This is a genomic window from Roseovarius aquimarinus (assembly GCF_043661195.1).
Classification (GTDB): domain Bacteria; phylum Pseudomonadota; class Alphaproteobacteria; order Rhodobacterales; family Rhodobacteraceae; genus Roseovarius; species Roseovarius aquimarinus.
This window is the reverse complement of the sequence record NZ_JBIHMM010000001.1, coordinates 1059090-1080623: the sequence shown is the minus strand read 5'-3', so window position 1 is coordinate 1080623 and position 21534 is coordinate 1059090. Positions and strand designations below refer to the sequence as shown.

The 21534-nt window shown below is 67.6% G+C and carries 19 protein-coding genes; 16 read left to right on the top strand and 3 right to left on the bottom strand.

Annotated features, from left to right (window positions below; translation table 11 throughout):
• Nucleotides 1-2: 2 nt before the first annotated feature.
• The 6 genes from ACGRVM_RS05130 (at nucleotide 3) to recN (ending at nucleotide 8015) form a co-directional block, all read left to right on the top strand.
• On the top strand, nucleotides 3-863 hold the full coding sequence (locus tag ACGRVM_RS05130) for a cell division protein FtsQ/DivIB (RefSeq protein WP_377168024.1): 861 nt from the start codon (nucleotides 3-5) through the stop codon (nucleotides 861-863).
• The gene (ftsA, locus tag ACGRVM_RS05125; protein WP_377168026.1) at nucleotides 860-2191 is read left to right on the top strand and encodes a cell division protein FtsA; all 1332 of its coding nucleotides are present in this window, start codon (nucleotides 860-862) and stop codon (nucleotides 2189-2191) included. The genes ACGRVM_RS05130 and ftsA overlap by 4 nt, the downstream gene beginning before the upstream one ends.
• Nucleotides 2192-2377: 186 nt before the next feature.
• Entirely contained in the window at nucleotides 2378-4078 is a 1701-nt protein-coding gene (gene ftsZ, locus ACGRVM_RS05120; RefSeq protein WP_377168028.1) for a cell division protein FtsZ, read from the top strand.
• A 293-nt stretch (nucleotides 4079-4371) separates the two neighbouring features.
• Nucleotides 4372-5304 (top strand): UDP-3-O-acyl-N-acetylglucosamine deacetylase, encoded by a 933-nt coding sequence (gene lpxC / locus ACGRVM_RS05115; protein WP_377168030.1) that lies wholly within the window; start codon nucleotides 4372-4374, stop codon nucleotides 5302-5304.
• A gap of 119 nt (nucleotides 5305-5423) precedes the next feature.
• Nucleotides 5424-6323, top strand: coding sequence for an outer membrane protein assembly factor BamD (locus ACGRVM_RS05110; protein ID WP_377168032.1), 900 nt, complete (start codon nucleotides 5424-5426; stop codon nucleotides 6321-6323).
• Nucleotides 6324-6365: 42 nt separating this feature from the next.
• Nucleotides 6366-8015, top strand: coding sequence for a DNA repair protein RecN (gene recN, locus ACGRVM_RS05105; RefSeq protein ID WP_377168034.1), 1650 nt, complete (start codon nucleotides 6366-6368; stop codon nucleotides 8013-8015).
• A 138-nt stretch (nucleotides 8016-8153) separates the two neighbouring features.
• On the opposite strand, the gene ACGRVM_RS05100 is transcribed toward recN, so the two are convergent.
• From ACGRVM_RS05100 to ACGRVM_RS05090, 3 genes are all read right to left on the bottom strand, one after another.
• Entirely contained in the window at nucleotides 8154-9797 is a 1644-nt protein-coding gene (locus ACGRVM_RS05100; protein WP_377168036.1) for a CTP synthase, read from the bottom strand.
• 172 nt (nucleotides 9798-9969) lie between these two features.
• Entirely contained in the window at nucleotides 9970-10332 is a 363-nt protein-coding gene (secG, locus tag ACGRVM_RS05095) for a preprotein translocase subunit SecG (RefSeq protein WP_377168038.1), read from the bottom strand.
• A 134-nt stretch (nucleotides 10333-10466) separates the two neighbouring features.
• Complete coding sequence (locus ACGRVM_RS05090; RefSeq protein ID WP_377168040.1) at nucleotides 10467-10862, bottom strand: DUF6524 family protein; 396 nt, start codon at nucleotides 10860-10862, stop codon at nucleotides 10467-10469.
• Nucleotides 10863-11046: 184 nt separating this feature from the next.
• Between ACGRVM_RS05090 and ACGRVM_RS05085 the strand changes: the two genes are divergently transcribed.
• From ACGRVM_RS05085 to mraY, 10 genes are all read left to right on the top strand, one after another.
• Nucleotides 11047-12342: an adenylosuccinate synthase gene (locus ACGRVM_RS05085; RefSeq protein ID WP_377168042.1), complete on the top strand. Its 1296-nt coding sequence runs from the start codon at nucleotides 11047-11049 to the stop codon at nucleotides 12340-12342.
• Nucleotides 12343-12356: 14 nt separating this feature from the next.
• A complete protein-coding gene (locus ACGRVM_RS05080) occupies nucleotides 12357-12605 on the top strand; it encodes a DUF2842 domain-containing protein (RefSeq protein WP_377168044.1) in 249 nt (82 codons plus the stop codon).
• A 49-nt stretch (nucleotides 12606-12654) separates the two neighbouring features.
• Nucleotides 12655-13161, top strand: coding sequence for a DinB family protein (locus ACGRVM_RS05075; protein ID WP_377168046.1), 507 nt, complete (start codon nucleotides 12655-12657; stop codon nucleotides 13159-13161).
• 675 nt (nucleotides 13162-13836) lie between these two features.
• The gene (gene mraZ, locus ACGRVM_RS05070) at nucleotides 13837-14340 is read left to right on the top strand and encodes a division/cell wall cluster transcriptional repressor MraZ (RefSeq protein WP_377168048.1); all 504 of its coding nucleotides are present in this window, start codon (nucleotides 13837-13839) and stop codon (nucleotides 14338-14340) included.
• A gap of 3 nt (nucleotides 14341-14343) precedes the next feature.
• Nucleotides 14344-15333 (top strand): 16S rRNA (cytosine(1402)-N(4))-methyltransferase RsmH, encoded by a 990-nt coding sequence (gene rsmH, locus ACGRVM_RS05065; RefSeq protein ID WP_377168050.1) that lies wholly within the window; start codon nucleotides 14344-14346, stop codon nucleotides 15331-15333.
• Nucleotides 15333-15692 carry a cell division protein FtsL gene (gene ftsL / locus ACGRVM_RS05060; protein ID WP_377168052.1) on the top strand — a complete coding sequence of 120 codons (360 nt, stop codon included), beginning with the start codon at nucleotides 15333-15335 and terminating at the stop codon, nucleotides 15690-15692. Before rsmH ends, ftsL begins: the two co-directional genes overlap by 1 nt.
• Nucleotides 15689-17485, top strand: coding sequence for a peptidoglycan D,D-transpeptidase FtsI family protein (locus ACGRVM_RS05055; protein ID WP_377168054.1), 1797 nt, complete (start codon nucleotides 15689-15691; stop codon nucleotides 17483-17485). Before ftsL ends, ACGRVM_RS05055 begins: the two co-directional genes overlap by 4 nt.
• Before the next feature lie 28 nt (nucleotides 17486-17513).
• Nucleotides 17514-19013: a UDP-N-acetylmuramoyl-L-alanyl-D-glutamate--2,6-diaminopimelate ligase gene (locus ACGRVM_RS05050; RefSeq protein WP_377168056.1), complete on the top strand. Its 1500-nt coding sequence runs from the start codon at nucleotides 17514-17516 to the stop codon at nucleotides 19011-19013.
• Entirely contained in the window at nucleotides 19010-20449 is a 1440-nt protein-coding gene (locus ACGRVM_RS05045; RefSeq protein ID WP_377168058.1) for a UDP-N-acetylmuramoylalanyl-D-glutamyl-2,6-diaminopimelate--D-alanyl-D-alanine ligase, read from the top strand. The genes ACGRVM_RS05050 and ACGRVM_RS05045 overlap by 4 nt, the downstream gene beginning before the upstream one ends.
• Complete coding sequence (gene mraY, locus ACGRVM_RS05040) at nucleotides 20450-21532, top strand: phospho-N-acetylmuramoyl-pentapeptide-transferase (RefSeq protein WP_377168060.1); 1083 nt, start codon at nucleotides 20450-20452, stop codon at nucleotides 21530-21532. It begins immediately after the preceding gene.
• Nucleotides 21533-21534 lie beyond the last annotated feature (2 nt).

Below are 21534 nucleotides of genomic sequence, written 5' to 3'. Positions count from 1 at the left end.
GCATGAAATCCGATCCAGCGCCGTCGCGCTGGTCCTACCGCATGCAGCGCGTGTTGCTGACGCCGCTCTACCGGCGTCTTCTGCGCTTCGGCATTCCCTTCTGCGTCAGCTTCGGCATCGGGACGTGGTACCTGTCCGATCCGGCGGTTCAGCAGCGCCTCCAGGTGGCCGTCACCGAGATCCGCCACCAGATCCAGACGCGCCCGGAATTCATGGTCAAGCTCCTGGCCGTCGAGGGCGCGAGCGACCGCGTGGCCGAGGAGGTGCGCGACAGCTTCACCTATACGCTGCCCGCCAGCTCCTTCGACATGGATCTCGACGCGGTGCGCGCCGCGGTCGAGGACATTCCCGCCGTGGCCGCCGCCGCCGTGCGCGTGCGGCAGGGCGGCGTTCTCGAGATACGCATCAGCGAGCGCCAGCCCGCCGCGATGATCCGCGTGCCGGGCGGGCTGATCGTGGTGGATGAGGCGGGCGTCGCGATCGACGCCGCCGCCCATCGCGGCGAGCGTCCGCATCTTCCGGTGCTGACCGGCGCGGGCGCCGAGAACGCGGTGAGCGAGGCGCTGGCCGTGCGCGCCGCCGCAGCGCCGCTCGCGGGGCGGCTGCGGGGCCTCGTGCGGATGGGCGAGCGGCGCTGGGACGTCGTGCTGGACCGCGATCAGCGCATCATGCTGCCCGAAGACGAGCCGGTGCGCGCGCTCGAGCGCGTGATCGTGCTGAACGAGGCGCAGGACATGCTGGAGCGCGATATCGCGGTGGTGGACATGCGGCTGTCGGATCGCCCGACGCTGCGGATGAAGGAAAGCGCGAACGCCGAATGGTGGCGCGTGAGGAACGAACAGGTGGGGACGAGCGCAGAATGATCGAACTTTATGAATCCCAGCGCGCGATGCGCAACATGCGCCGCGCGGCGATGCAGCGGGGCGTGGTGGCGGTTCTGGACGTGGGCACGTCCAAGATCGCATGCCTCGTGCTGCGCTTCGACGGCACCAGCCCGCGCCGCGACGACGGTATCGGCGCGATGGCGGGGCAGGCGGGGTTCCGGGTGATCGGCGCGGCCACCACCCGCTCGCGCGGGGTCCGCTTCGGCGAGATCGACGCGATGGCCGAGACCGAGCGCGCGATCCGCACCTCGGTTCAGGCCGCGCAGAAGATGGCCAACATGCGCGTCGATCACGTCATCGCCTGTTTCTCGGGCGCGGCGCCGCGCAGCTATGGTCTGGCCGGCCAGGTCGAGCTCGAGGGGCACATGGTCTCCGAGCAGGATGTGAGCCGCGTTCTGTCCTCCTGCGAGGTTCCCGATTTCGGCGAGGGCCGCGAGGTGCTGCATGCCCAGCCCGTCAATTTCGCGCTCGATCACCGCTCGGGTCTGATCGACCCGCGCGGCCAGATCGGCAACACGCTCAGCACCGATCTGCACATGCTGACCGTCGATGGCGCGGCGATCCAGAACCTCGCCCATTGCGTCAAGCGCTGCGATCTGGAACTGGCGGGCGTCGCCAGCTCGGCCTATGTGTCGGGCATCTCGAGCCTCGTCGAGGACGAGCAGGAGCTGGGCGCGGCCTGCATCGATCTGGGCGGCGGCACGGCCGGCATCTCGATCTTCATCAAGAAGCACATGATCTACTGCGACAGCGTGCGCATGGGCGGCGAGCATGTGACCTCCGACATTTCCATGGGCCTTTCGGTGCCCACGGCCACGGCCGAGCGGATCAAGACTTTCTACGGCGGCGTCGTCGCCACGGGCATGGACGACCGCGAGATGATTGAGATCCACGGCGATACCGGCGATTGGGATCACGACCGCCGCAGCGTCAGCCGCGCCGAGCTCATCGGCATCATGCGCCCGCGCGTCGAGGAAATTCTCGAGGAGGTGCGCGCGCGGCTCGATGCGGCGGGCTTCGATTGCCTGCCCAGCCAGCAGATCGTGTTGACGGGCGGCGGCAGCCAGATCCCCGGTCTCGACGGGCTCGCCTCGCGCATTCTCGGCCAGCAGGTGCGCCTCGGGCGGCCCCTGCGCGTGCATGGCCTGCCTCAGGCCGCGACGGGCGCGGGCTTCGCGAGCGCCGTGGGCATGTGCCTCTTCGCGGCCAATCCGCAGGACGAGTGGTGGGACTTCGAATTGCCGGTCGATCGCTACCCGCAGCGGTCGCTCAAGCGGGCGGTGAAATGGTTCAAGGACAATTGGTGACCGCAATATCGGGTGTCATCGGCGAAATCCCGCGAAAAGGGATGAAAAAGTGACTATATTTGGTGGCAAAAAGGCGTTTTTTAGGTGACGATCCGGGCGCGGCTCGGTAATAATGGCGATTAAGGCAGAAAAATGGCCCGCGAATGTGGGCGCAAGCGCAAGCTAAAAACACAGGCGGACAGAGCAATGACATTGAATCTCACCATGCCCGGACGCGAAGAGCTCAAGCCCCGCATCACCGTTTTCGGTGTCGGCGGAGCAGGCGGCAACGCGGTCAACAACATGATCGAAAAGCAGCTGGATGGGGTCGATTTCGTCGTTGCGAACACGGACGCCCAAGCGCTCCAGCAATCGAACGCCGAAAGCCGCGTTCAGTTGGGCGTCAAGGTCACCGAGGGTCTGGGTGCGGGTGCCCGCGCCTCGGTCGGGGCCGCCGCCGCCGAAGAGAGCATCGAGCAGATCGTCGATCACCTGGCGGGCGCGCATATGTGCTTCATCACCGCCGGCATGGGCGGCGGCACCGGCACGGGCGCCGCGCCGATCATCGCGCAGGCCGCGCGCGAGCTGGGCGTTCTGACCGTCGGCGTCGTGACCAAGCCCTTCCAGTTCGAAGGCGCCAAGCGCATGAAACAGGCCGAGGAGGGCGTCGAGGCGCTCCAGAAGGTCGTCGATACGCTCATCATAATTCCGAACCAGAACCTCTTCCGCCTCGCCAACGAGAAGACGACCTTCACCGAGGCCTTCTCGATGGCCGACGATGTCCTGTATCAGGGCGTGAAGGGCGTGACCGATCTGATGGTCCGTCCGGGCCTCATCAACCTTGACTTCGCGGATGTGCGCGCCGTCATGGACGAGATGGGCAAGGCCATGATGGGCACCGGCGAGGCCGAGGGCGAGGATCGCGCGATCCAGGCCGCCGAGAAGGCGATCGCCAACCCGCTTCTGGACGAGATCAGCCTCAAGGGCGCCAAGGGCGTTCTCATCAACATCACCGGCGGGCACGATCTGACCCTCTTCGAGCTGGACGAGGCCGCTAACCGGATCCGCGAAGAAGTGGACGCCGAGGCGAATATCATCGTCGGCTCGACCATGGACCCCTCGATGGAAGGCATGATGCGCGTCAGCGTCGTCGCGACGGGCATCGACGCATCGCCCGCGGTGAACGACATCCCGGTGCCGCGCCGCTCGCTGGCCGAGCCGCTGCGCCAGATCTCGAGCATCGAGGAAGAGCGCGAAGAGGTGGCGGCCAAGCCCGCGGCCCCCGCACCGGCGCCCAAGGCCGAGCCCGTTCAGGCCCGCGCCGAGGAAGCCTCCGAGCCGTCGCTCTTCAGCCAGGTCGAGGCCGAGCGCGCCGCCGCCGAGGACCAGATGGAAGACATCTTCGAGCCGCGCGAGGAAGGTGCGCCCGCGCCGCGCCCTGCCGCGCGCGCCGATGACGACCTGCCGCCCCCCGCCTATCGCCCCCGCGCGATGGACGAGGAGGAAGAGGATCTCGACGCCTATGTCGCGCCGCGCGCTCCGGCGCCCGGCACGCCGTCGCCCGAGGCGCTGGCCCGCCTTCACAGTGCGGTCGGCAACGCCGCCTCGCGCCGTCCGGGCGGCGCGCCCGCGCCCCAGTCGCGCGCAGCGCAGCCCCAGCCGCGCGAGCAGCAGCCCCAGGCCGAGCGCCCCGCCGAGCGTCCGCGCTTCGGGATCAATTCGCTCCTCAATCGCATGACCGGCCACGGCCAGGAGGCCGAGGCGCCCCGCCAGCCGCGCCAGCAGCCCAGCGTCCAGGGCCAGCCTTCGGCACAGCACGCGCCGCAGACCTCCGCGCGCCACGAGCCTGAGGAAGAGCGCGACGAGCAGATCGAGATTCCGGCCTTCCTGCGCCGCCAGGCGAACTGAGCGGCCGTCACGAAACTGACGCAATGAGATGAAAAGACCGCCCCGAGGGCGGTCTTTTTTTGTGAAAATGCGCCTGAAATCCTGTCTTCAACCCATTGACGAAAATGGTGGAATCCCGGCTCGGCGGATAGCTGCCCAATGCGGGCAACGGCATGTTTCAATCCGTTGCAAAGATTGAGTTGAGGCGGAGGAACGTGGCGCTTAAACCCTCCGTTAACTTCCGCGGATGGCCCCAAACTGTCCATCTGCATCTTCGCCGGAGCGATCCGGCTTCCCGATCCAAGGACTTCGCGTTGCAACATACCGTCTCCAGCCCCATCACCTTCGACGGCGTCGGACTGCATTCCGGCCGTCCCGCGCGGCTGGTCATCCATCCGGCGGAGGAAGGCAGCGGGATCACCTTCCGCCGGCTCGATACGGATGGCGGCAGCGCCGGTACCGCGGCCGATATCCCCGCGCGCTGGAACCTCGTGCACCAGTCGCCGCTCTGCACCCGGCTGCGCGGCGAAGGCGGGCTCGAGCTGTCGACGGTCGAGCATGTCATGGCGGCCCTCATGGGCTGCGGCGTGCATAACGCGCTGGTGACGGTGGACGGGCCCGAAGTGCCCATTCTCGACGGCAGCTCCATCGGTTTCGTGCGCGGCATTCTCGCCGCCGGTCTTCGCCGCCAGTCCGCGCCGGTGCGCGCGCTCCGCGTGCTGCGCGACGTGCGCGTCCAGCGCGGCGATGCTTGGGCGAGCCTCAGCCCGAGCGATACGCTCACCATCGAGTTCGACATCGCCTTCGACGACGCCGCGATCGGCACCCAGAAAAAGGTGCTGAACATGGCCAATGGCAGCTTCGTGCGCGAGCTGAGCAACAGCCGCACCTTCTGCCGCAAGGCCGATGTGGACCTGATGCGCGCCAATGGTCTCGCGCTCGGCGGCTCGCTCGAGAACGCGGTGGTGGTGGATGGCGCGCAGGTGCTCAGCCCCGGCGGTCTGCGTCACCGCGACGAGGCGGTGCGCCACAAGATGCTCGACGCGCTCGGCGATCTTGCGCTCGCCGGTGCGCCGCTTCTGGCCCATTACCGGGGCCACAAGGCGGGCCACGCGCTCACCAACGATCTGCTGCACGCGCTTTTCGATCAGCCCGGCGCGCTCGAATGGGTCACGTGCGACGCGTCCCTCGCCGCCAAGCTTCCCGGCGCAGGTGTGCATTGGGCCGAGATTCCGCAGGTCGCCTGACCCTCCCCTCATGCATGGATTTGCGCCGCCGCAGCGCCCCCGCGCGCCGGATTCCGTGCTGGCACCGGCGTGGTGATTGGGCTACAAACCGATCAGAGGCGAAGAAGGGCTTATCTAGCATGACGTTTGGCAGACAGGGCGCAACACGGCGCGCAAGACTGGCGGCAAAACAGGCGCGGGTTCTGACCATCAAGACGGCAGGCGCCCTTCTTCTGACAGCGGCCGTCGCGGCCTGTACCGGCGTCAACGGCCAGGTCGAGCGCGGCGATGTGGATTACGAGAATTTCACCGCGCAGCAGATCTTCGAGCGGGGTGAGTACGACCTTGCGTCGAACCGGCCCGCCCTCGCGGCGCAGAGCTTCGCCGAGATCGAGCGGCTCTATCCCTATTCGGACCTCACCAAGCGCGCGGTCATCATGCAGGCCTACGCCTATCACCGCGACGCCGATTACGAGGCCAGCCGCAGCGCCGCGCAGCGCTATATCGACTTCTACCCGACCGACGAGGATGCGGCCTACGCGCAATACCTGCTCGCGCTCAGCTATTATGACCAGATCGACGAGGTGGGCCGCGACCAGGGGCTGACCTTCCAGGCGCTGCAATCGCTGCGCCGCGTGATCGAGGTCTATCCCGAGAGCGAATACGCCCGCACCTCGATGCTGAAATTCGATCTTGCCTTCGACCATCTGGCCGCCAAGGAAATGGAAGTGGGGCGCTACTATCTGCGCCGCGATCACTTCACCTCTGCGATCAACCGCTTCCGCGTCGTGGTCGAGGATTTCCAGACCACCTCGCATACCGCCGAGGCGCTTCACCGCCTCGTCGAGGCGTATCTGTCGCTCGGCCTCACGGACGAGGCGCAGACGGCGGGCGCGATCCTCGGCTACAATTTCCGCTCGACCAGCTGGTACGAGGACAGCTACGAGCTGCTCACCCGCCGGGGTCTCGCGCTCGAGGCGCGGGGCGACAATTGGCTCGCGCAGGTCTATCGCCAGATGATCAAGGGCGAGTGGCTGTAACACGGGGCGGGGGGCGTATGCCCTCCCGGCGGGTTTGAGGCGATGCTGCGCAGTCTGGACATTCGCGACATGCTGATCATCGACCGGCTGGAACTCGCCTTCCAGCCTGGCCTCAATGCGCTCACCGGCGAGACAGGAGCGGGCAAGTCGATCCTGCTCGACAGCCTCGGCTTCGTCCTCGGCTGGCGCGGGCGCGCCGAGCTGGTGCGCAGCGGCGCCGAGCAGGGCGAGGTGACGGCGGTGTTCGATCTGCCCGAGGGCCATGCCGCGCATGCCGTGCTCGAGGAGGCGGGGCTGCCCGCGACGGACGAGTTGATCCTGCGCCGCGTCAACAGCGCCGATGGGCGCAAGACCGCGTGGGTCAACGACCGCCGCTGCTCGGGCGAGGTGCTGCGCAGCCTCAGCGACACGCTGGTCGAGCTTCACGGTCAGCATGACGATCGCGGCCTTCTCAACCCGCGCGGACACCGGATGCTTCTGGACGAGTACGGCCGGCTCGCCGATCTGCGCGCCGAGCTGCGCAGCGCCTGGAGCGGGCGGCAGGCGGCGCAGAAGGCGCTGGAGCGCGCCGAGGCGGCGCTCGAGGCCGTGCGCAGCGAGGAGGAGTATCTGCGCCACGCCGTCGCCGAGATGCGCGCCCTAGCGCCCGAGCCGGGCGAGGATGCGGCGCTCGATGCGCGGCGGCGCATGATGCAGGCGTCCGAGCGCGTGCGCGCCGACATCGCAAAGGCCGCGCAGGCCCTGGGCGGCGACGGCGCCGAGGGGGCGGCGGGTGACGCGCTGCGCTGGCTCGAGGATGCGGGCGCGCAGCTCGACGGCCAGCTCGAGCCGGTGATCGCCGCGCTGAACCGCGCCATGATCGAACTCGATGAGGCCGCGCGCGGCGCCGAGGAATGTCTCGAGGTGCTGGCCTTCAACCCATCGGAACTCGAGGAGGTCGAAGAGCGGCTCTTCGCGATCCGCGCGCTCGCCCGCAAGCATGACGTGATGCCCGACGAGCTCGGCAGCTTCGCCGAAGGGCTCGAGACGCGCCTCGCCGCGCTCGATGCCGGGGATGCCGAACTCAAGGGCCTGCGCGCCGCCCTGAAACATGCGGGCAAGCTCTATGACGACGCGGCCAGCGCGCTCAGCGCCGCGCGGGCCGAGGCGGCGGGGCGGCTCGACGCCGCCGTCATGGCCGAGCTTGCGCCGCTCAAGATGGAGCGCGCGGTCTTCGAGACCGAGATGAGCGAGATCCCTCCCGGCCCCGACGGCATCGACGAGGTGGCCTTTCGCGTCGCGACGAACCCCGGCGCGCCTTCTGGCCCCCTCGCCAAGATCGCCTCGGGCGGCGAGCTCAGCCGCTTTCTTCTGGCGCTGAAAGTGTGCCTCACCGGTGCGCAGCCGGGCCTCACGATGATCTTCGACGAGATCGACCGGGGCGTGGGCGGCGCGACCGCCGATGCGGTGGGCCGCCGCCTCGCCAGCCTCGCGTCGGGCGGCCAGGTGCTGGTGGTCACGCACAGCCCGCAAGTGGCGGCGCTCGCGGCGCATCATTGGCGCGTGGAAAAGCGCGTCGAGGACGGCATGACCCTCTCGACCGTGACGCCGCTCGGCCCCGATCAGCGCGTGGACGAGATCGCGCGGATGCTCTCGGGCGATACGATCACGCCGGCCGCGCGCGCCGCAGCCGAGGCGTTGATGGCGGGCTGAGCCGCGCGAGACGTGGCGCGCGCCGAGAGGGCGGGAGCCTCCGGCGGGGATATTTCCGGCAAGAAGAAAGGGCGCGCGCGCCCGGCTTCATCTTGGCGAAAATACTCCGATCCCGCCGATCGCCCCAAGCGCCGCGCCTCAGACGAGGCGCGAGGTCTCGACGGCGGCGCGCACGAAATCGCTGAACAGGGGATGCGGCGCGAAGGGCTTGGATTTCAGCTCGGGGTGGAACTGAACGCCGATGAACCACGGATGGTCCGCCCATTCGACGATCTCGGGCAGGCGGCCATCGGGGGACATGCCCGAAAAGCGCAGGCCGCATTCCTCGAGCTGATCGCGATACTTGATATCGACCTCGTAGCGGTGGCGGTGGCGTTCCTCGATGGCGGTGGCGCCGTAGATCTCGGCGACGCGGCTGCCTTCCTTCAGGCTCGCGTCATAGGCGCCGAGGCGCATCGTGCCGCCCTTGTCGTCGGTGACCTTCCGCTTGACCTTCTCGTTGCCCTGCACCCATTCCTTGAGGTGATAGATCACCGGCTCGAAGCGGCGCGCGCCGGCCTCGTGATCGAATTCCTCCGAGCCCGCGGTCTTGATCCCCGCGACATTGCGCGCGGCCTCGATCACCGCGAGCTGCATGCCGAGGCAGATACCCATATAGGGGATCTTGCGCTCGCGCGCGAATTGCGCGGCCTTGATCTTGCCTTCCGTGCCGCGCTCGCCGAAGCCGCCGGGCACGAGGATGGCGTGGAAGCCCTCGAGATGAAGGGCCGGCTCCTCGGTGTCGAAGACCTCGGCGTCGACCCACTCGACCTTCACCTTGACGCGGTTGGCCATGCCGCCATGGGTGAGCGCCTCCTTGATGGATTTATAGGCATCCTCGAGCTGGGTGTATTTGCCGACGATGGCGATGCTGACCGCGCCGTCGGTGTTGTGGATGCGGTCCGAGACGTCCTGCCAGATACCCAGATCGGGACGCGGCGCGGGCGCGATCTGGAACGCGTCGAGCACGGCCTGATCCAGCCCCTCGCGGTGATAGGCGAGCGGGGCCTCGTAGATCGAGCTCAGATCGTAGGCGGCGACTACCGCTTCCTTGCGCACGTTGCAGAAAAGGGCGATCTTCTCGCGCTCCTTTTCGGGGATCGGATGCTCGGACCGGCAGACGAGGATGTCGGGCGCGATGCCGATCGACTGCAATTCCTTGACGCTGTGCTGCGTCGGCTTGGTCTTGAGCTCGCCGGACGCCGCCAGATAGGGCAGGAGGGTCAGGTGCATGAAGATGCATTGCCCGCGCGGCTGGTCGTGGCTGAACTGGCGGATCGCCTCGAAAAAGGGCAGGCCCTCGATATCGCCCACCGTGCCGCCGATCTCGCAGAGCATGAAGTCGACCTCGTCCTCGCCGATATGGAGGAAGTCCTTGATCTCGTTCGTGACATGCGGAACCACCTGGATCGTCTTGCCGAGATAGTCGCCGCGCCGCTCCTTCTCGAGCACGTTGGAATAGATGCGCCCGGAGCTGACCGAATCCGTCATGCGGGCGGGCACGCCGGTGAAGCGCTCGTAATGTCCCAGATCGAGATCGGTCTCGGCGCCGTCATCGGTGACGAAGACCTCGCCATGCTCGAAGGGGCTCATCGTTCCGGGATCGACGTTGAGATAGGGGTCGAGCTTGCGCAGCCGCACCGAGAAGCCGCGCGCCTGCAGGAGCGCGCCGAGCGCGGCCGAGGCGAGCCCCTTGCCGAGCGAGGAGACGACGCCGCCGGTGATGAAGATGTAACGAGCCATTGGGCGGCGGTCCCCCGTGTTTTGGGCCTCGAATCGCGGGCCGGAAATCGTGCGAGTCAGGTCTCAAGAAACCGCTGCACCACGGGACTTGAGCCATAGAGGATTCGGACGCGGCGCGCAACCGCGCCGCAGCATCTTGCGGGCGCCTTGGCGCCCGGATCATCATGTCGGGTCAGTCGGCGCTGGGAAGGACCGGCGCGGTGTCGTCCGCGGCGGGCGCGAGCGGCGCTGTCAGATCGTCCGATAGCGGCGCCTCCTCGCGCGCGGGCGCGTCGGTCAGACGGTCGAGAACCGAGGAGCCGGCCGAGTTGCTGGCGGCGATCACCGTGAGGACCATCGAGGTGCAGATGAAGGCGCCCGCGAGGATCCAGGTCAGCTTGCCCATCGCGGTCCCCGAGGAGCGGCCCGCCACGCGGCCGCCCGCCGCGCCGCCACCGCCCATGCCGAGCCCGCCCCCTTCGGAGCGTTGCAGCAGCACGACGCCGATCAGCGACAGCGCGAGCAGGAGGTGGATGATGAGAACGACGTTTTCCATGGAGGCGGCCTGACGGATGGGGAAATCTGAAAATCTGCCTCGCTATCTATGGAATTTCCGCACCTGCCGCAACCCGCCATCGGCGCGGCTCGTATACGGCGCCCCATGACGGCACGGGGGGCGCACCCGGCGGCTCATTCGCTCACGTCATCCATGTCCGACTGCCCGGACAGGCGCCGGCGCAGGTGGCTCCAGCTCAGCCCGATCCCGAGCATCAGCGAGAGCGCGAGAATGGCGAGCCAGATCAGGTGCGAGCTGCCGCGCAGCGTGAGCAGGCCATAATCATGAAGCACCCAGAGACAAGCCGCCGTGATCGCCAGCACCATCGCCATGCCGAACGCCCCGATGGAGCGCAGCGTCGCGCGCAGATAGACGATATAGACGACCGAGAGGATCAGCCCCGCGAGAACCACGAGCGGCAATTGCTCGGTGTGGTTGGCCAGCGCCCAGCGGACGTAGTTCCAGGGCGTCGGGTTGAAGGTGAGTGCGAGCAGTGCGAAGGCGATCAGCCAGCGCAGCGCGAATCCCAAGGGCCTTTCTCCTTGCATATGCAGCGCGGGCGATAGGGGCATGATGCGCCCGCCCTGTCCAGTGCGGGGCCCGCGCAAGTCCGGCGACCGGCCCGCGGCGGCGCCCCCGATTTAGAGGTTTCGCCCGCCCCGGCGCGCCGTTATACCGGCGCGGGTTTCACCGAAGCAGGCAGAGAGGTCCGGCATGGCAAACGTGGTCGTCGTGGGCGCCCAGTGGGGCGACGAAGGCAAAGGCAAGATCGTCGATTGGCTCAGCGAGCGCGCCGATGTCATCGCGCGCTTTCAGGGCGGGCACAATGCCGGGCACACGCTGGTCGTGGATGGCAAGGTCTACAAACTGAACGCGCTGCCCTCGGGCGTGGTGCGGGGCGGCAAGCTCAGCGTGATCGGCAACGGCGTCGTGCTCGATCCGTGGCACCTCGTGGCCGAGATCGAGAAGATCCGCGAGCAGGGCGTCGAGATCAGTCCCGCCACGCTGATGATCGCCGAGAACACGCCGCTGATCCTGCCGATCCATGGCGAGCTCGACCGCGCCCGCGAGGAAGCGGCCAGCAAGGGGACGAAGATCGGTACCACCGGGCGCGGCATCGGGCCGGCCTATGAGGACAAGGTGGGGCGCCGGTCGGTCCGGGTGGCGGATCTGGCGGACGCGGCGACGCTCGAGGCGCGGGTGGACCGCGCGCTCCAGCATCACGATCCGCTGCGCAAGGGTCTCGGGATCGAGCCGGTGGACCGCGACGCGCTGATCGCGCAACTGCAGGAAATCGCGCCGGCGATCCTCGAATATGCCGCGCCGGTCTGGAAGGTGCTGAACGATCAGCGCAAGGCCGGCAAGCGCATCCTTTTCGAAGGGGCGCAGGGCGCGCTTCTCGACATCGATTTCGGCACCTATCCCTTCGTCACCTCGTCCAACGTGATCGCGGGTCAGGCGGCGACGGGCGTCGGCGTGGGGCCGGGGGCCATCAATTACGTGCTCGGCATCGTCAAGGCCTACACGACCCGCGTGGGCGAGGGGCCGTTCCCGACCGAGCTCGATGACGAGAACGGCCAGCGCCTCGGCGAGCGGGGCCATGAATTCGGCACCGTCACGGGGCGCAAGCGGCGCTGCGGCTGGTTCGACGCCGCGCTCGTGCGCCAGACCTGCGCCACGTCGGGCGTCAAGGGCATCGCGCTCACGAAGCTCGACGTGCTCGACGGGTTCGAGACGCTGCGCATCTGCACGGGCTACGAGCTTGACGGCAAGACGCTGGACTACCTGCCGACCGCCGCCGATCAGCAGAGCCGCTGCAAGCCGATCTACGAGGAGATGCCCGGATGGTCCGAGTCGACCGAGGGCGCGCGCAGCTGGGCCGATCTGCCCGCGGGCGCGATCAAATACGTGCGCCGCGTCGAGGAATTGATCGACTGCCCCGTCGCCCTACTCTCTACCTCGCCCGAACGGGAGGACACGATCCTCGTGACCGACCCCTTCGCGGATTGATCTGAGGAGGCGGCATGGCCGAGACACGTTTGAGCTACAAGGCGCGGCGACGCTGGTCGCTGGTGATCCTGCTGATCGGGCTGCCGGCCTATATCGTCGCCGCCGTCAGCCTCGTCGCATGGCTGCCGGAGCTGCCCGGATGGGTCGAGTTCTTCGTCTACGTGATCCTCGGCTTCGCCTGGATGGTGCCTCTCAAATTCGTCTTCCTCGGGATCGGACAGGCGGATCCCGATGCGCCCCATCCCGAGGACGATCCGCGCTGAGGCGCAGACGAGTATTTATGCCAAGATGAAGCGGGGGGCGCGGCGCGTGGTGACACCGGAATATTGCAAGATGATGGCGCGCTACAATCGCTGGCAAAATGGCGTGGCGATCCGCGCGGCCGGTGATCTGGGCGATGCGGAACGCCGCCGGGAGCGTGGCGCCTTCTTCGGCTCGCTTCAAGGCACGTTCAGCCATCTGCTCTGGGGTGATCTGATGTGGATGAGCCGGTTCGACGGCGGCACGGCGCCCGAGTGCGGAATCGCGGAGAGCGCGCACTACTCTACCGATTGGGACCAGTTCGTCACCGCACGGGACGAAACGGATCAGCGCATCCTGGGCTGGGCAAACGGTCTCGGCCAGCAAGCTCTGGCGGGCGATCTCGTTTGGTACTCGGGCGCCCTGGAGCGGCAGGTGACGCGCCCGATCGGGCTCTGCATCGCGCATTTCTTCAATCACCAGACCCATCACCGTGGCCAGATCCACGCCATGCTGACCGCCGCGGGCGCGCGCACCGCGCCATCGGACCTCTTCGCCATGCCGGATGACATCGCCTGAGGCGCGAGATCGCGTGCGGGATGGGAATTCATAGGCGGGACGGGATTTCATGGGACCGGCTGGGGAAACGGCGTGAGGCGTGTGCCTCTGGTCGGTGCTGATTCACGCGAATCCTGAGGAATCAACCTGTCTCGATCGTGTCGGCGCAGTGTCCGACAGGGCCGGATTGGGAGAAAACCGGGCGGATTTGCGGCGGGCGGTAAAAAAATCGGGATTTCGTGGGAAAAATATGGGTCACAAGGTGTGACGCTAAATATGGTGTATTTGCCTATCTTGCCATCTAGGTAAAGCGTCGCCTCACGTTTCCGTGTCACATGATCTTGTTTTGTACCCTTGTGGATAACTATATCCTGTGGCTGGAGGCGCGATTTTTTTATTGCTTCCCATGAATTCCCATGCCATCCCTATAAGGGTGATGAGGACGGGACGACGACAAGGGACATCGAACGATCCCGCATAAAACAACCAAAGTCAGGTTTCATACAGGCATCCGCCTTCATCCGAAACGAAGAGATCCGGCGCGCAGCGAGCAGACATCCCCCCAGGTGGCGCGCGTAGCTGGACACCCCGCAGATGCGGGACGAGGGCGGCGGATCGAGCAGTGGCAGCAGCTCGATCCGTCGTTTTCGTTTGAGCGGCAGAGACGACGAACGAGGCAGGGCGAGAGGCGCCAGCGTGGCACGCAGGTTCAGAGGCGAAAGCCATCACAAGGTGGATGCGAAGGGCAGGGTCTCGATCCCGGCCCTTTTCCGCCGTGTGATCGAAGCCTCGGACCCCAACTGGAAAGAGGGTCTCGCGCCCGAACTGGTCATCGTCTACGGCGATCATCGCCGCAATTATCTCGAATGCTACACCATCGAGGCCATCGAAGAGGTCGATGCCAAGATCGACGCGCTCCCGCGCGGCTCGAAGGATCGCAAGATCCTGCAGCGCCTCTTTCACGGCCAGTCCTTCCCGACGACGATCGACGACACCGGGCGGCTCGTGCTGCCCGCCAAGCTGCGCGCCAAGATCGGGCTGGAGAACGAGGCGTTCTTCATCGCCGCGGGCGATACGTTCCAGATCTGGAACCCCGAGACCTATGAGACCGAAGAGGCCGCCGAGACCGAGGAATGGCTGGACGAGCAGCCCGAGGACTTCGATCCGTTGATCCTCCTGGATGGCGCCAGGGGAGAATAGGCGATGTCCGGTGCTGCCCATCCCGACGATGCCCCTCATATTCCCGTCCTGATCGAGCCGCTCATCGCGGCCGCATCTCCCATTGAAGGCGTCTGGCTCGACGGGACGCTGGGCGCGGGCGGCTATACGCGCGCGCTGCTCGAGGCCGGGGCGGCCAAGGTCATCGGCGTGGACCGCGATCCGGCGGCGCTTCGGATGGCCGAGGACTGGGCCGCGCCCTATGGCGAGCGGGTCGAGCTTGTCGAGGGGGTCTTCTCGAAACTGGACGATTACGCAGAGGATCTGGACGGGGTCGTGCTGGATCTCGGGGTCAGCTCGATGCAGCTCGATCAGGCGGAGCGCGGGTTTTCCTTCATGCGCGACGGCCCGCTCGACATGCGGATGAGCCAGCATGGCCCCTCGGCGGCGGATCTGGTCAACAGCGCGGAGGAGGGCGCGCTGGCCGATATCCTTTATCTCTATGGCGAGGAGCGGGCGAGCCGCCGCATCGCCCGGGCCATCATCCGCGCCCGCGAGGCGGCGCCGATCACCACCACGGGGCAGCTCGCGTCCATCGTCGAAGGCTGCCTGCCGCGCCCGAAACCCGGCCAGGCGCATCCCGCGACGCGCAGCTTTCAGGCCATCCGCATCGCGGTGAACGACGAATACGGCGAGCTGATCGGCGGTCTGGAGGCGGCGGAGCGCGCGCTGCGCCCTGGCGGCGCGCTGGCTGTGGTGACCTTTCATTCGATCGAGGACCGCATGGTCAAACGTTTTCTGCAGGACCGCTCTGACGGGGGCGGGGGCGGCAGCCGCCACGCGCCCGCCGAGGCCGAGCGCCCGCGCCAGTTCACGCAGGCGAGCCGCAAGGCGATCACCGCAGGCAAGGCCGAGCTGGCCGCGAATCCGCGCAGCCGGAGCGCCAAGCTGCGGGTCGCGATCCGCACCGATGCCGCGCCGGGCGTGACGGACCGCAAGGCACTGGGAATGCCGTTGCTCAAGGGGGGCAAGTGATGCGAAGCTTTTTCTATGTCGTGAGCGCCTTGGCCGTGATCGGCCTCGCCTATTGGGCCTATCACGAGAATTACCGCACGCAGGCCGCGATCAGCCATGCCGAGCGTCTGGAGGGGCAGATCGCCACCGCGCGCCAGCGTCTGCGCGTGCTTAATGCCGAATGGGCCTATCTCAACCGCCCCTCGCGCCTGCGCGAGCTTGCGGACATCAATTTCGACCGGCTGAAGCTCATGCCGCTCGAGGCGCAGCAATTCGGCAAGATCGACGATGTGGGCTACCCGCCCGAAGTGGATCTGCGCATCGATTTCACCGGCTCGGTCGAGGTCGCCAACCAGCCCTCCGAAGAGGTGGCACAATGATCCGCACGCCGCTGCGCCCGCTGGCGCGCATCCTGCCCGCCCGCGCCAAGGGCGAGAACCCCGACGCGATCGAGCGCGAGAACATCCGCCTGCGCCACGAGGCGATGCGCGACAAGGACCGTCGCCGCGCCGAGGGCCGCCTTCTGGTGCTGGGCGCCACGTTCTTCTGCGCCTTCGCCGTGATCGGGCTTCGCATGGGCATCCTCGCCCAGACCGAACCCGCCGAGCCGCGCACGAGCGCGGCGGGCGCGGGCATTCTCGCGCAGCGGGCCGATATCGTGGATCGCAACGGGCGCATCCTCGCCACGAATTTCGACACGCACAGCCTCTATGCGCAGCCCCAGCAGATGATCGAGCCCGAGAAGGCCGCCAAAGCGCTCGTGCAGATTTTCCCGGACCTGAAGGAGGAGCGTCTGCTCAAGGATTTCTCGGGCAAACGCAAGTTCCTCTGGATCAAGAAAAAAATCAGCCCCGAGCAGATGCAGGCCGTGCATGATATCGGCGAGCCTGGGCTTCTGTTCGGGCCGCGCGAGATGCGGCTCTATCCCAACGGCACGCTGGCCGCGCATGTGCTGGGCGGCGCGGGCTTCGGCCGCGAGGGGGTGCACGCCGCCGAGGTGATCGGCGTCGCGGGCATCGAGAAATATTTCGACGAGCGTCTGCGCGATCCGGCGCAGAACCACGAGCCGCTGACGCTCTCGCTCGATCTGCCAGTGCAGGCCGCTGTCGAGCGCGTTCTGGCGGGCGGGATGAGCATCATGAATGCCAAGGGCGCCGCCGCCGTTCTGATGGACGTGCAGACGGGCGAGGTCCTCTCGATCGCGTCGCTCCCCGATTTCGACCCGAACGATCGCCCGCGCCCCCTGGCGCAGGGCAATGCCGCCGACAGCCCGCTGTTCAACCGCGCGGTGCAGGGGGTCTACGAGCTTGGCTCGACCTTCAAGATCTTCACGACCGCGCAAGCGATGGAGCTGGGGCTGGTCAGCGCCTCGACCATCATCGACGCCTCGCCGCCCATGCGGGTGGGGGGCTTTCCCATCGGCGAGTTCAACCGCAAGAATTACGGCAAGATCAGCGTCTCGGACGTGATCGTGCACAGCTCGAACCGGGGCACCGGGCGCATCGCGCTCGGGATCGGCGCCGAGCGGCAGCAGGAATTCCTCAAGGCGCTCGGCTTCTTCAAGCCGGTGGATTTCGAGATGATCGAGGCGTCGGGCGGCCAGCCGCTGATGCCCAAGCGCTGGACCGAGCTTTCGACCGTGACGATCTCCTACGGGCATGGCCTGTCGTCCTCGCCGCTGCACCTCGCAGCCGGGTATGCGGCCATCGCCAATGGCGGGCGCTATGTCAGGCCGACGCTGCTCAAGCAAAGCGGCCCGCAGGAGGGTGTGCGCGTCATGTCCGCCGCCGTCGCCGCCGACTCGCGCAAGATGCTGCGCGAGGTCGTCACCAGCGGCACCGCCTCCATGGGTGAGGTGCCCGGCTACAAGGTGGGCGGCAAGACCGGCACGGCGGACAAGCCGAAGGCCAATGGTGGCGGGTACTACGAGGACAAGGTGATCGCGACCTTCGCCTCCATGTTCCCGGCAGACGATCCGAAATACGTGCTGATCGTGACGCTGGACGAGCCGGTCGAGACATCGGGCGACAAGCCGCGCCGCACGGCGGGCTGGACGGCGGTGCCCGTCTCCTCCGAGATCGTCGCGCGCGTGGCGCCCCTTCTGGGCCTGCGTCCCGAGATTGAACAGACGCCGCTGGCTGATATAACGCTCACATCTGCGGATGGCGACTGAACGAATTGGGACTGGGGCGAGGCACGGCATGAGCGGCGGGCAGGCAAGGACATTGGCGCAGCTTGGCCTCGCGCCGACGCGCGGCGCGCAGGCGAAGGTGACGGGGCTTACCATCGACAGCCGCGAGGTGCGCGAGGGCATGCTTTTCGCCGCGCTGCCCGGCACGCGGGTCCATGGCGCGTCCTTCATCGAAAAGGCGCTGGCCGACGGCGCCGCCGCGATCCTGACCGATGCCGAGGGGGCGCGCATCGCGCGTGACGCGCTCTCGGGCAGCGATGCCGCGCTCGTGGTGACCGAGGATGCGCGCGCCGCCCTCTCCTGCGCCGCCGCGCTCTGGTTCGGCGCGCAGCCCGAGACGATGGTCGCGGTGACCGGCACCAACGGCAAGACCTCCGTCGCGAGTTTCGCGCGGCAGATCTGGCTGGCGATGGGGCACGAGGCGATCAATGTCGGCACGACGGGCGTCGAGGGCAGCTTCGCCGCGCCGCTCGCGCATACGACGCCCGATGCGATCACGCTCCACAAGGTGCTGGCCGAGGCCGCCCGCGCGGGCGTGAGCCATGCCGCGATGGAGGCGTCGAGCCACGGGCTCGACCAGCGCCGCCTCGACGGGGTGCAGCTCGTCGCGGCGGGCTTCACCAATTTCAGTCAAGACCATCTCGACTATCACGAGACGTTCGAGGCCTATTTCGAGGCCAAGGCCGCGCTCTTCACCCGCGTTCTGCCCGAGGGCGGCGTCGCCGTCATCAACATGGACGATCCCAAGGGGCCGCAGATGGCGGCGCTGGCCGAGGGGCGCGGGCAGGACGTGCTGCGCGTCGGGCGCAGCGAGGCCGCGCAGCTGCGCCTGCTCGACCAGCGTTTCAATCCCACCGGGCAGAGCCTGCGGTTTTCCTGGCTGGGCGATGTGCACCAGGTCGATCTGCCGCTGATCGGCGGCTTTCAGGCCGAGAATCTCCTCGTCGCGGCGGGGCTGGTGATCGGCGCGGGCGCGGATGCCGAGCGCGTGTTCCAGCTCCTGCCCGAAATGGAGACGGTGCGCGGGCGCATGCAGCTTGCCGCGACGCGCCGGAACGGCGCCGCCGTCTTCGTCGATTTCGCCCATACGCCCGATGCGATCTCGACCGCGATCGAGGCGCTCCGCCCGCATGTGATGGGCCGCCTCGTCGCCATCATCGGCGCGGGCGGTGACCGGGACACGAAGAAACGGCCGCTCATGGGGCAGGCCGCCGCCGCGCATGCGGATCTGGTGATCGTCACCGACGACAACCCGCGCAGCGAAGATCCGGCCGCGATCCGCGAGGCGGTGATGGAAGGCTGCCCCGATGCCTCGAACGTGGGTGACCGCGCCGAGGCGATCCTGCGGGGCGTCGCCGCGCTTGGGCCGGGGGACGCGCTTCTGGTTCTGGGCAAGGGGCACGAGACCGGGCAGACCATCGGCAGCGATGTGCTTCCCTTCGACGATGCCGAACAGGCGAGCGTCGCGGTCATGGCGCTCGACGCCGCCGAGGCGGGGGAAGGGGCGTGAGCCTCTGGACCGCCGCCGAGGCCGCCGCCGCGACCGGCGGCAAAGCGCAAGGGGATTGGATGGCGAGCGGCGTCTCCATCGACACGCGCACGCTGGCGCCGGGCGATCTGTTCGTTGCGCTGAGCGCGGCGCGCGACGGGCACGACTTCGTGGCCGCAGCGCTCGCGGCGGGCGCCGCCGCCGCGCTGGTGAGCCGCATTCCCGAGGGCGTCGCGCCCGATGCGCCGCTTCTGGTTGTAGAGGACGTTCTCGAGGCGCTGGGCGCGCTCGGCCGCGCGGCGCGGGCGCGCACGGGCGCGCGTGTCGTCGCCGTCACCGGCTCGGTCGGCAAGACATCGACCAAGGAAATGCTGAAGGTCGTTCTCTCGGGTCAGGGCCGCACCCACGCCGCCGAGGCAAGCTACAACAATCACTGGGGCGTGCCGCTCACGCTGGCGCGGATGCCGCGCGACACCGAATTCGCCGTGATCGAGATCGGCATGAACCACCCCGGCGAGATCGCCCCGCTCGCGCGGATGGCGCGCCCGCATGTCGCCATGGTCACTACCGTCGCGGCGGCGCATCTCGAGGCCTTCGAGAGCATCGAGGGCATCGCGCATGAAAAGGCGTCGATCTTCGAGGGGCTGGAGCCGGGCGGGACGGCCATTCTCAACGCGGATCTGCCGACGACGCCCATCCTCGTCGAGGCGGCGAAGCGCGCGGGCGCGCGCATCGTGCCCTTCGGCACCGCGAGCGATCTCTACCGGCTCGACGGTGTGAGCCTCGCCAATGACAGCACGATCGTGCGCGCCGATCTGGGCGGCACTCCGGTCATCTTCAAGATCAGCTCCGCCGGGCGCCATTTCGCGATGAACGGCCTTGCCGTTCTGGCGGCCTGCGAGGCGCTGGGCGCCGATACCGGTCTTGCCGCGCCGGATCTGGCGCTTTGGCAGCCGCCGGCGGGGCGCGGCACGCGCGAGGTGCTGATCCTCGACAGCGGCGACGAGGACTGGACGCTCGATCTGATCGACGACGCGTTCAACGCCAACCCCACCTCCATGGCCGCCGCCCTCGAGGTGCTGGCCGCGAGCACGCCGCGCGACAATATAGGGCGCGTCGCCAAGGGACGGCGCATCGCCATCCTGGGCGACATGCTGGAGCTCGGCGAGGACGAGATCGAGATGCACCGCGCGCTGGTAGAGCTGCCGCATATGGCGGGCGTGACCACTGTGCATTGCGTCGGGCGGCGCATGAAGGCGCTCTGGGAAGCGCTGCCGCGCGCGCAGCGCGGCCAGTGGGCCGAGCGCGCCGAGGATCTGGCGCACAAGGTGCATGGCATGATAGACGCGGGCGACGTGCTGCTGGTCAAGGGATCGAAGGGCAGCAAGGTGAGCGTCATCGTCGATGCGCTGCGCAAATCGGGGCGGAGCGTCCGCCCGCAGAATAGGGATGATTGAATGTTCTACTGGCTGACCGCCCTGTCCGATGGCGGCGATTTCTTCAATCTGTTCCGCTACATCACCTTTCGCACCGGCGGCGCGTTCCTGACGGCGCTGATCTTCGGCTTCCTCTTCGGCCCGCCGCTCATCAACGTGCTGCGCAAACGGCAGGGCAAGGGCCAGCCGATCCGCTCGGACGGCCCCGAGGGGCATCTTTCGAAGGCCGGAACGCCGACGATGGGCGGCTTGCTGATCGTGGGCGCGCTGCTGACCTCGACCCTCCTCTGGGCGCGGCTCGACAATGCGTTCGTCTGGATCGTCCTTTTCGTGACGATGGCCTTCGGCGCCATCGGCTTTGCCGATGACTACGCCAAGGTCTCCAAGCAGAACCACAAGGGCGTGCCGGGCAAGCTGCGTCTCGCGCTCGGTTTCCTGATCGCCGGGATCGCGGCCTATTGGGCGGCGGCCTATCATCCCGCCGAGTTGCAGAACCAGCTCGCCCTGCCGGTTTTCAAGGATCTGCTCATCAATCTCGGCATCTTCTTCGTGCCCTTCTCGATGATCGTGATCGTGGGGGCCGCAAATGCGGTGAACCTGACCGACGGGCTTGACGGGCTCGCCATCATGCCGGTGATGATTGCCGCCGCCACGCTGGGCGTGATCGCCTATGTCGTGGGCCGCGTCGATTTCACCGAATATCTCGAGGTGCATTACGTCGACGGCACGGGCGAGATCCTGATCTTCGTTGCGGGCCTCATCGGCGGGGGGCTGGGCTTTTTGTGGTATAACGCCCCGCCCGCCGCGGTCTTCATGGGCGATACCGGCTCGCTCGCGCTCGGCGGCGCATTGGGCGCGATCGCCGTGGCGACGAAGCACGAGATCGTGCTGGCGATCGTCGGCGGCCTCTTCGTGGTCGAGGCGCTCTCGGTCATCATTCAGGTGCTCTACTTCAAGCGCACGGGCAAGCGCGTCTTCCTGATGGCGCCCATCCACCATCATTACGAGAAAAAGGGCTGGGCCGAGCCGCAGATCGTCATCCGCTTCTGGATCATCGCGCTCATCCTCGCGATGATCGGTCTCGCGACGCTGAAGGTGCGCTAGGC

What these genes read in the sequence shown, in the direction of transcription:
- ACGRVM_RS05130 (WP_377168024.1), top strand. Translation starts at nt 3, where the DNA reads ATGAAATCCGATCCAGCGCCGTCGCGCTGGTCCTACCGCATGCAGCGC.
- ftsA (WP_377168026.1), top strand. Translation starts at nt 860, where the DNA reads ATGATCGAACTTTATGAATCCCAGCGCGCGATGCGCAACATGCGCCGC.
- ftsZ (WP_377168028.1), top strand. Translation starts at nt 2,378, where the DNA reads ATGACATTGAATCTCACCATGCCCGGACGCGAAGAGCTCAAGCCCCGC.
- ACGRVM_RS05110 (WP_377168032.1), top strand. Translation starts at nt 5,424, where the DNA reads ATGACGTTTGGCAGACAGGGCGCAACACGGCGCGCAAGACTGGCGGCA.
- recN (WP_377168034.1), top strand. Translation starts at nt 6,366, where the DNA reads ATGCTGCGCAGTCTGGACATTCGCGACATGCTGATCATCGACCGGCTG.
- ACGRVM_RS05100 (WP_377168036.1), bottom strand. Translation starts at nt 9,797, where the DNA reads ATGGCTCGTTACATCTTCATCACCGGCGGCGTCGTCTCCTCGCTCGGC.
- secG (WP_377168038.1), bottom strand. Translation starts at nt 10,332, where the DNA reads ATGGAAAACGTCGTTCTCATCATCCACCTCCTGCTCGCGCTGTCGCTG.
- ACGRVM_RS05085 (WP_377168042.1), top strand. Translation starts at nt 11,047, where the DNA reads ATGGCAAACGTGGTCGTCGTGGGCGCCCAGTGGGGCGACGAAGGCAAA.
- ACGRVM_RS05080 (WP_377168044.1), top strand. Translation starts at nt 12,357, where the DNA reads ATGGCCGAGACACGTTTGAGCTACAAGGCGCGGCGACGCTGGTCGCTG.
- rsmH (WP_377168050.1), top strand. Translation starts at nt 14,344, where the DNA reads ATGTCCGGTGCTGCCCATCCCGACGATGCCCCTCATATTCCCGTCCTG.
- ftsL (WP_377168052.1), top strand. Translation starts at nt 15,333, where the DNA reads ATGCGAAGCTTTTTCTATGTCGTGAGCGCCTTGGCCGTGATCGGCCTC.
- ACGRVM_RS05055 (WP_377168054.1), top strand. Translation starts at nt 15,689, where the DNA reads ATGATCCGCACGCCGCTGCGCCCGCTGGCGCGCATCCTGCCCGCCCGC.
- ACGRVM_RS05050 (WP_377168056.1), top strand. Translation starts at nt 17,514, where the DNA reads ATGAGCGGCGGGCAGGCAAGGACATTGGCGCAGCTTGGCCTCGCGCCG.
- mraY (WP_377168060.1), top strand. Translation starts at nt 20,450, where the DNA reads ATGTTCTACTGGCTGACCGCCCTGTCCGATGGCGGCGATTTCTTCAAT.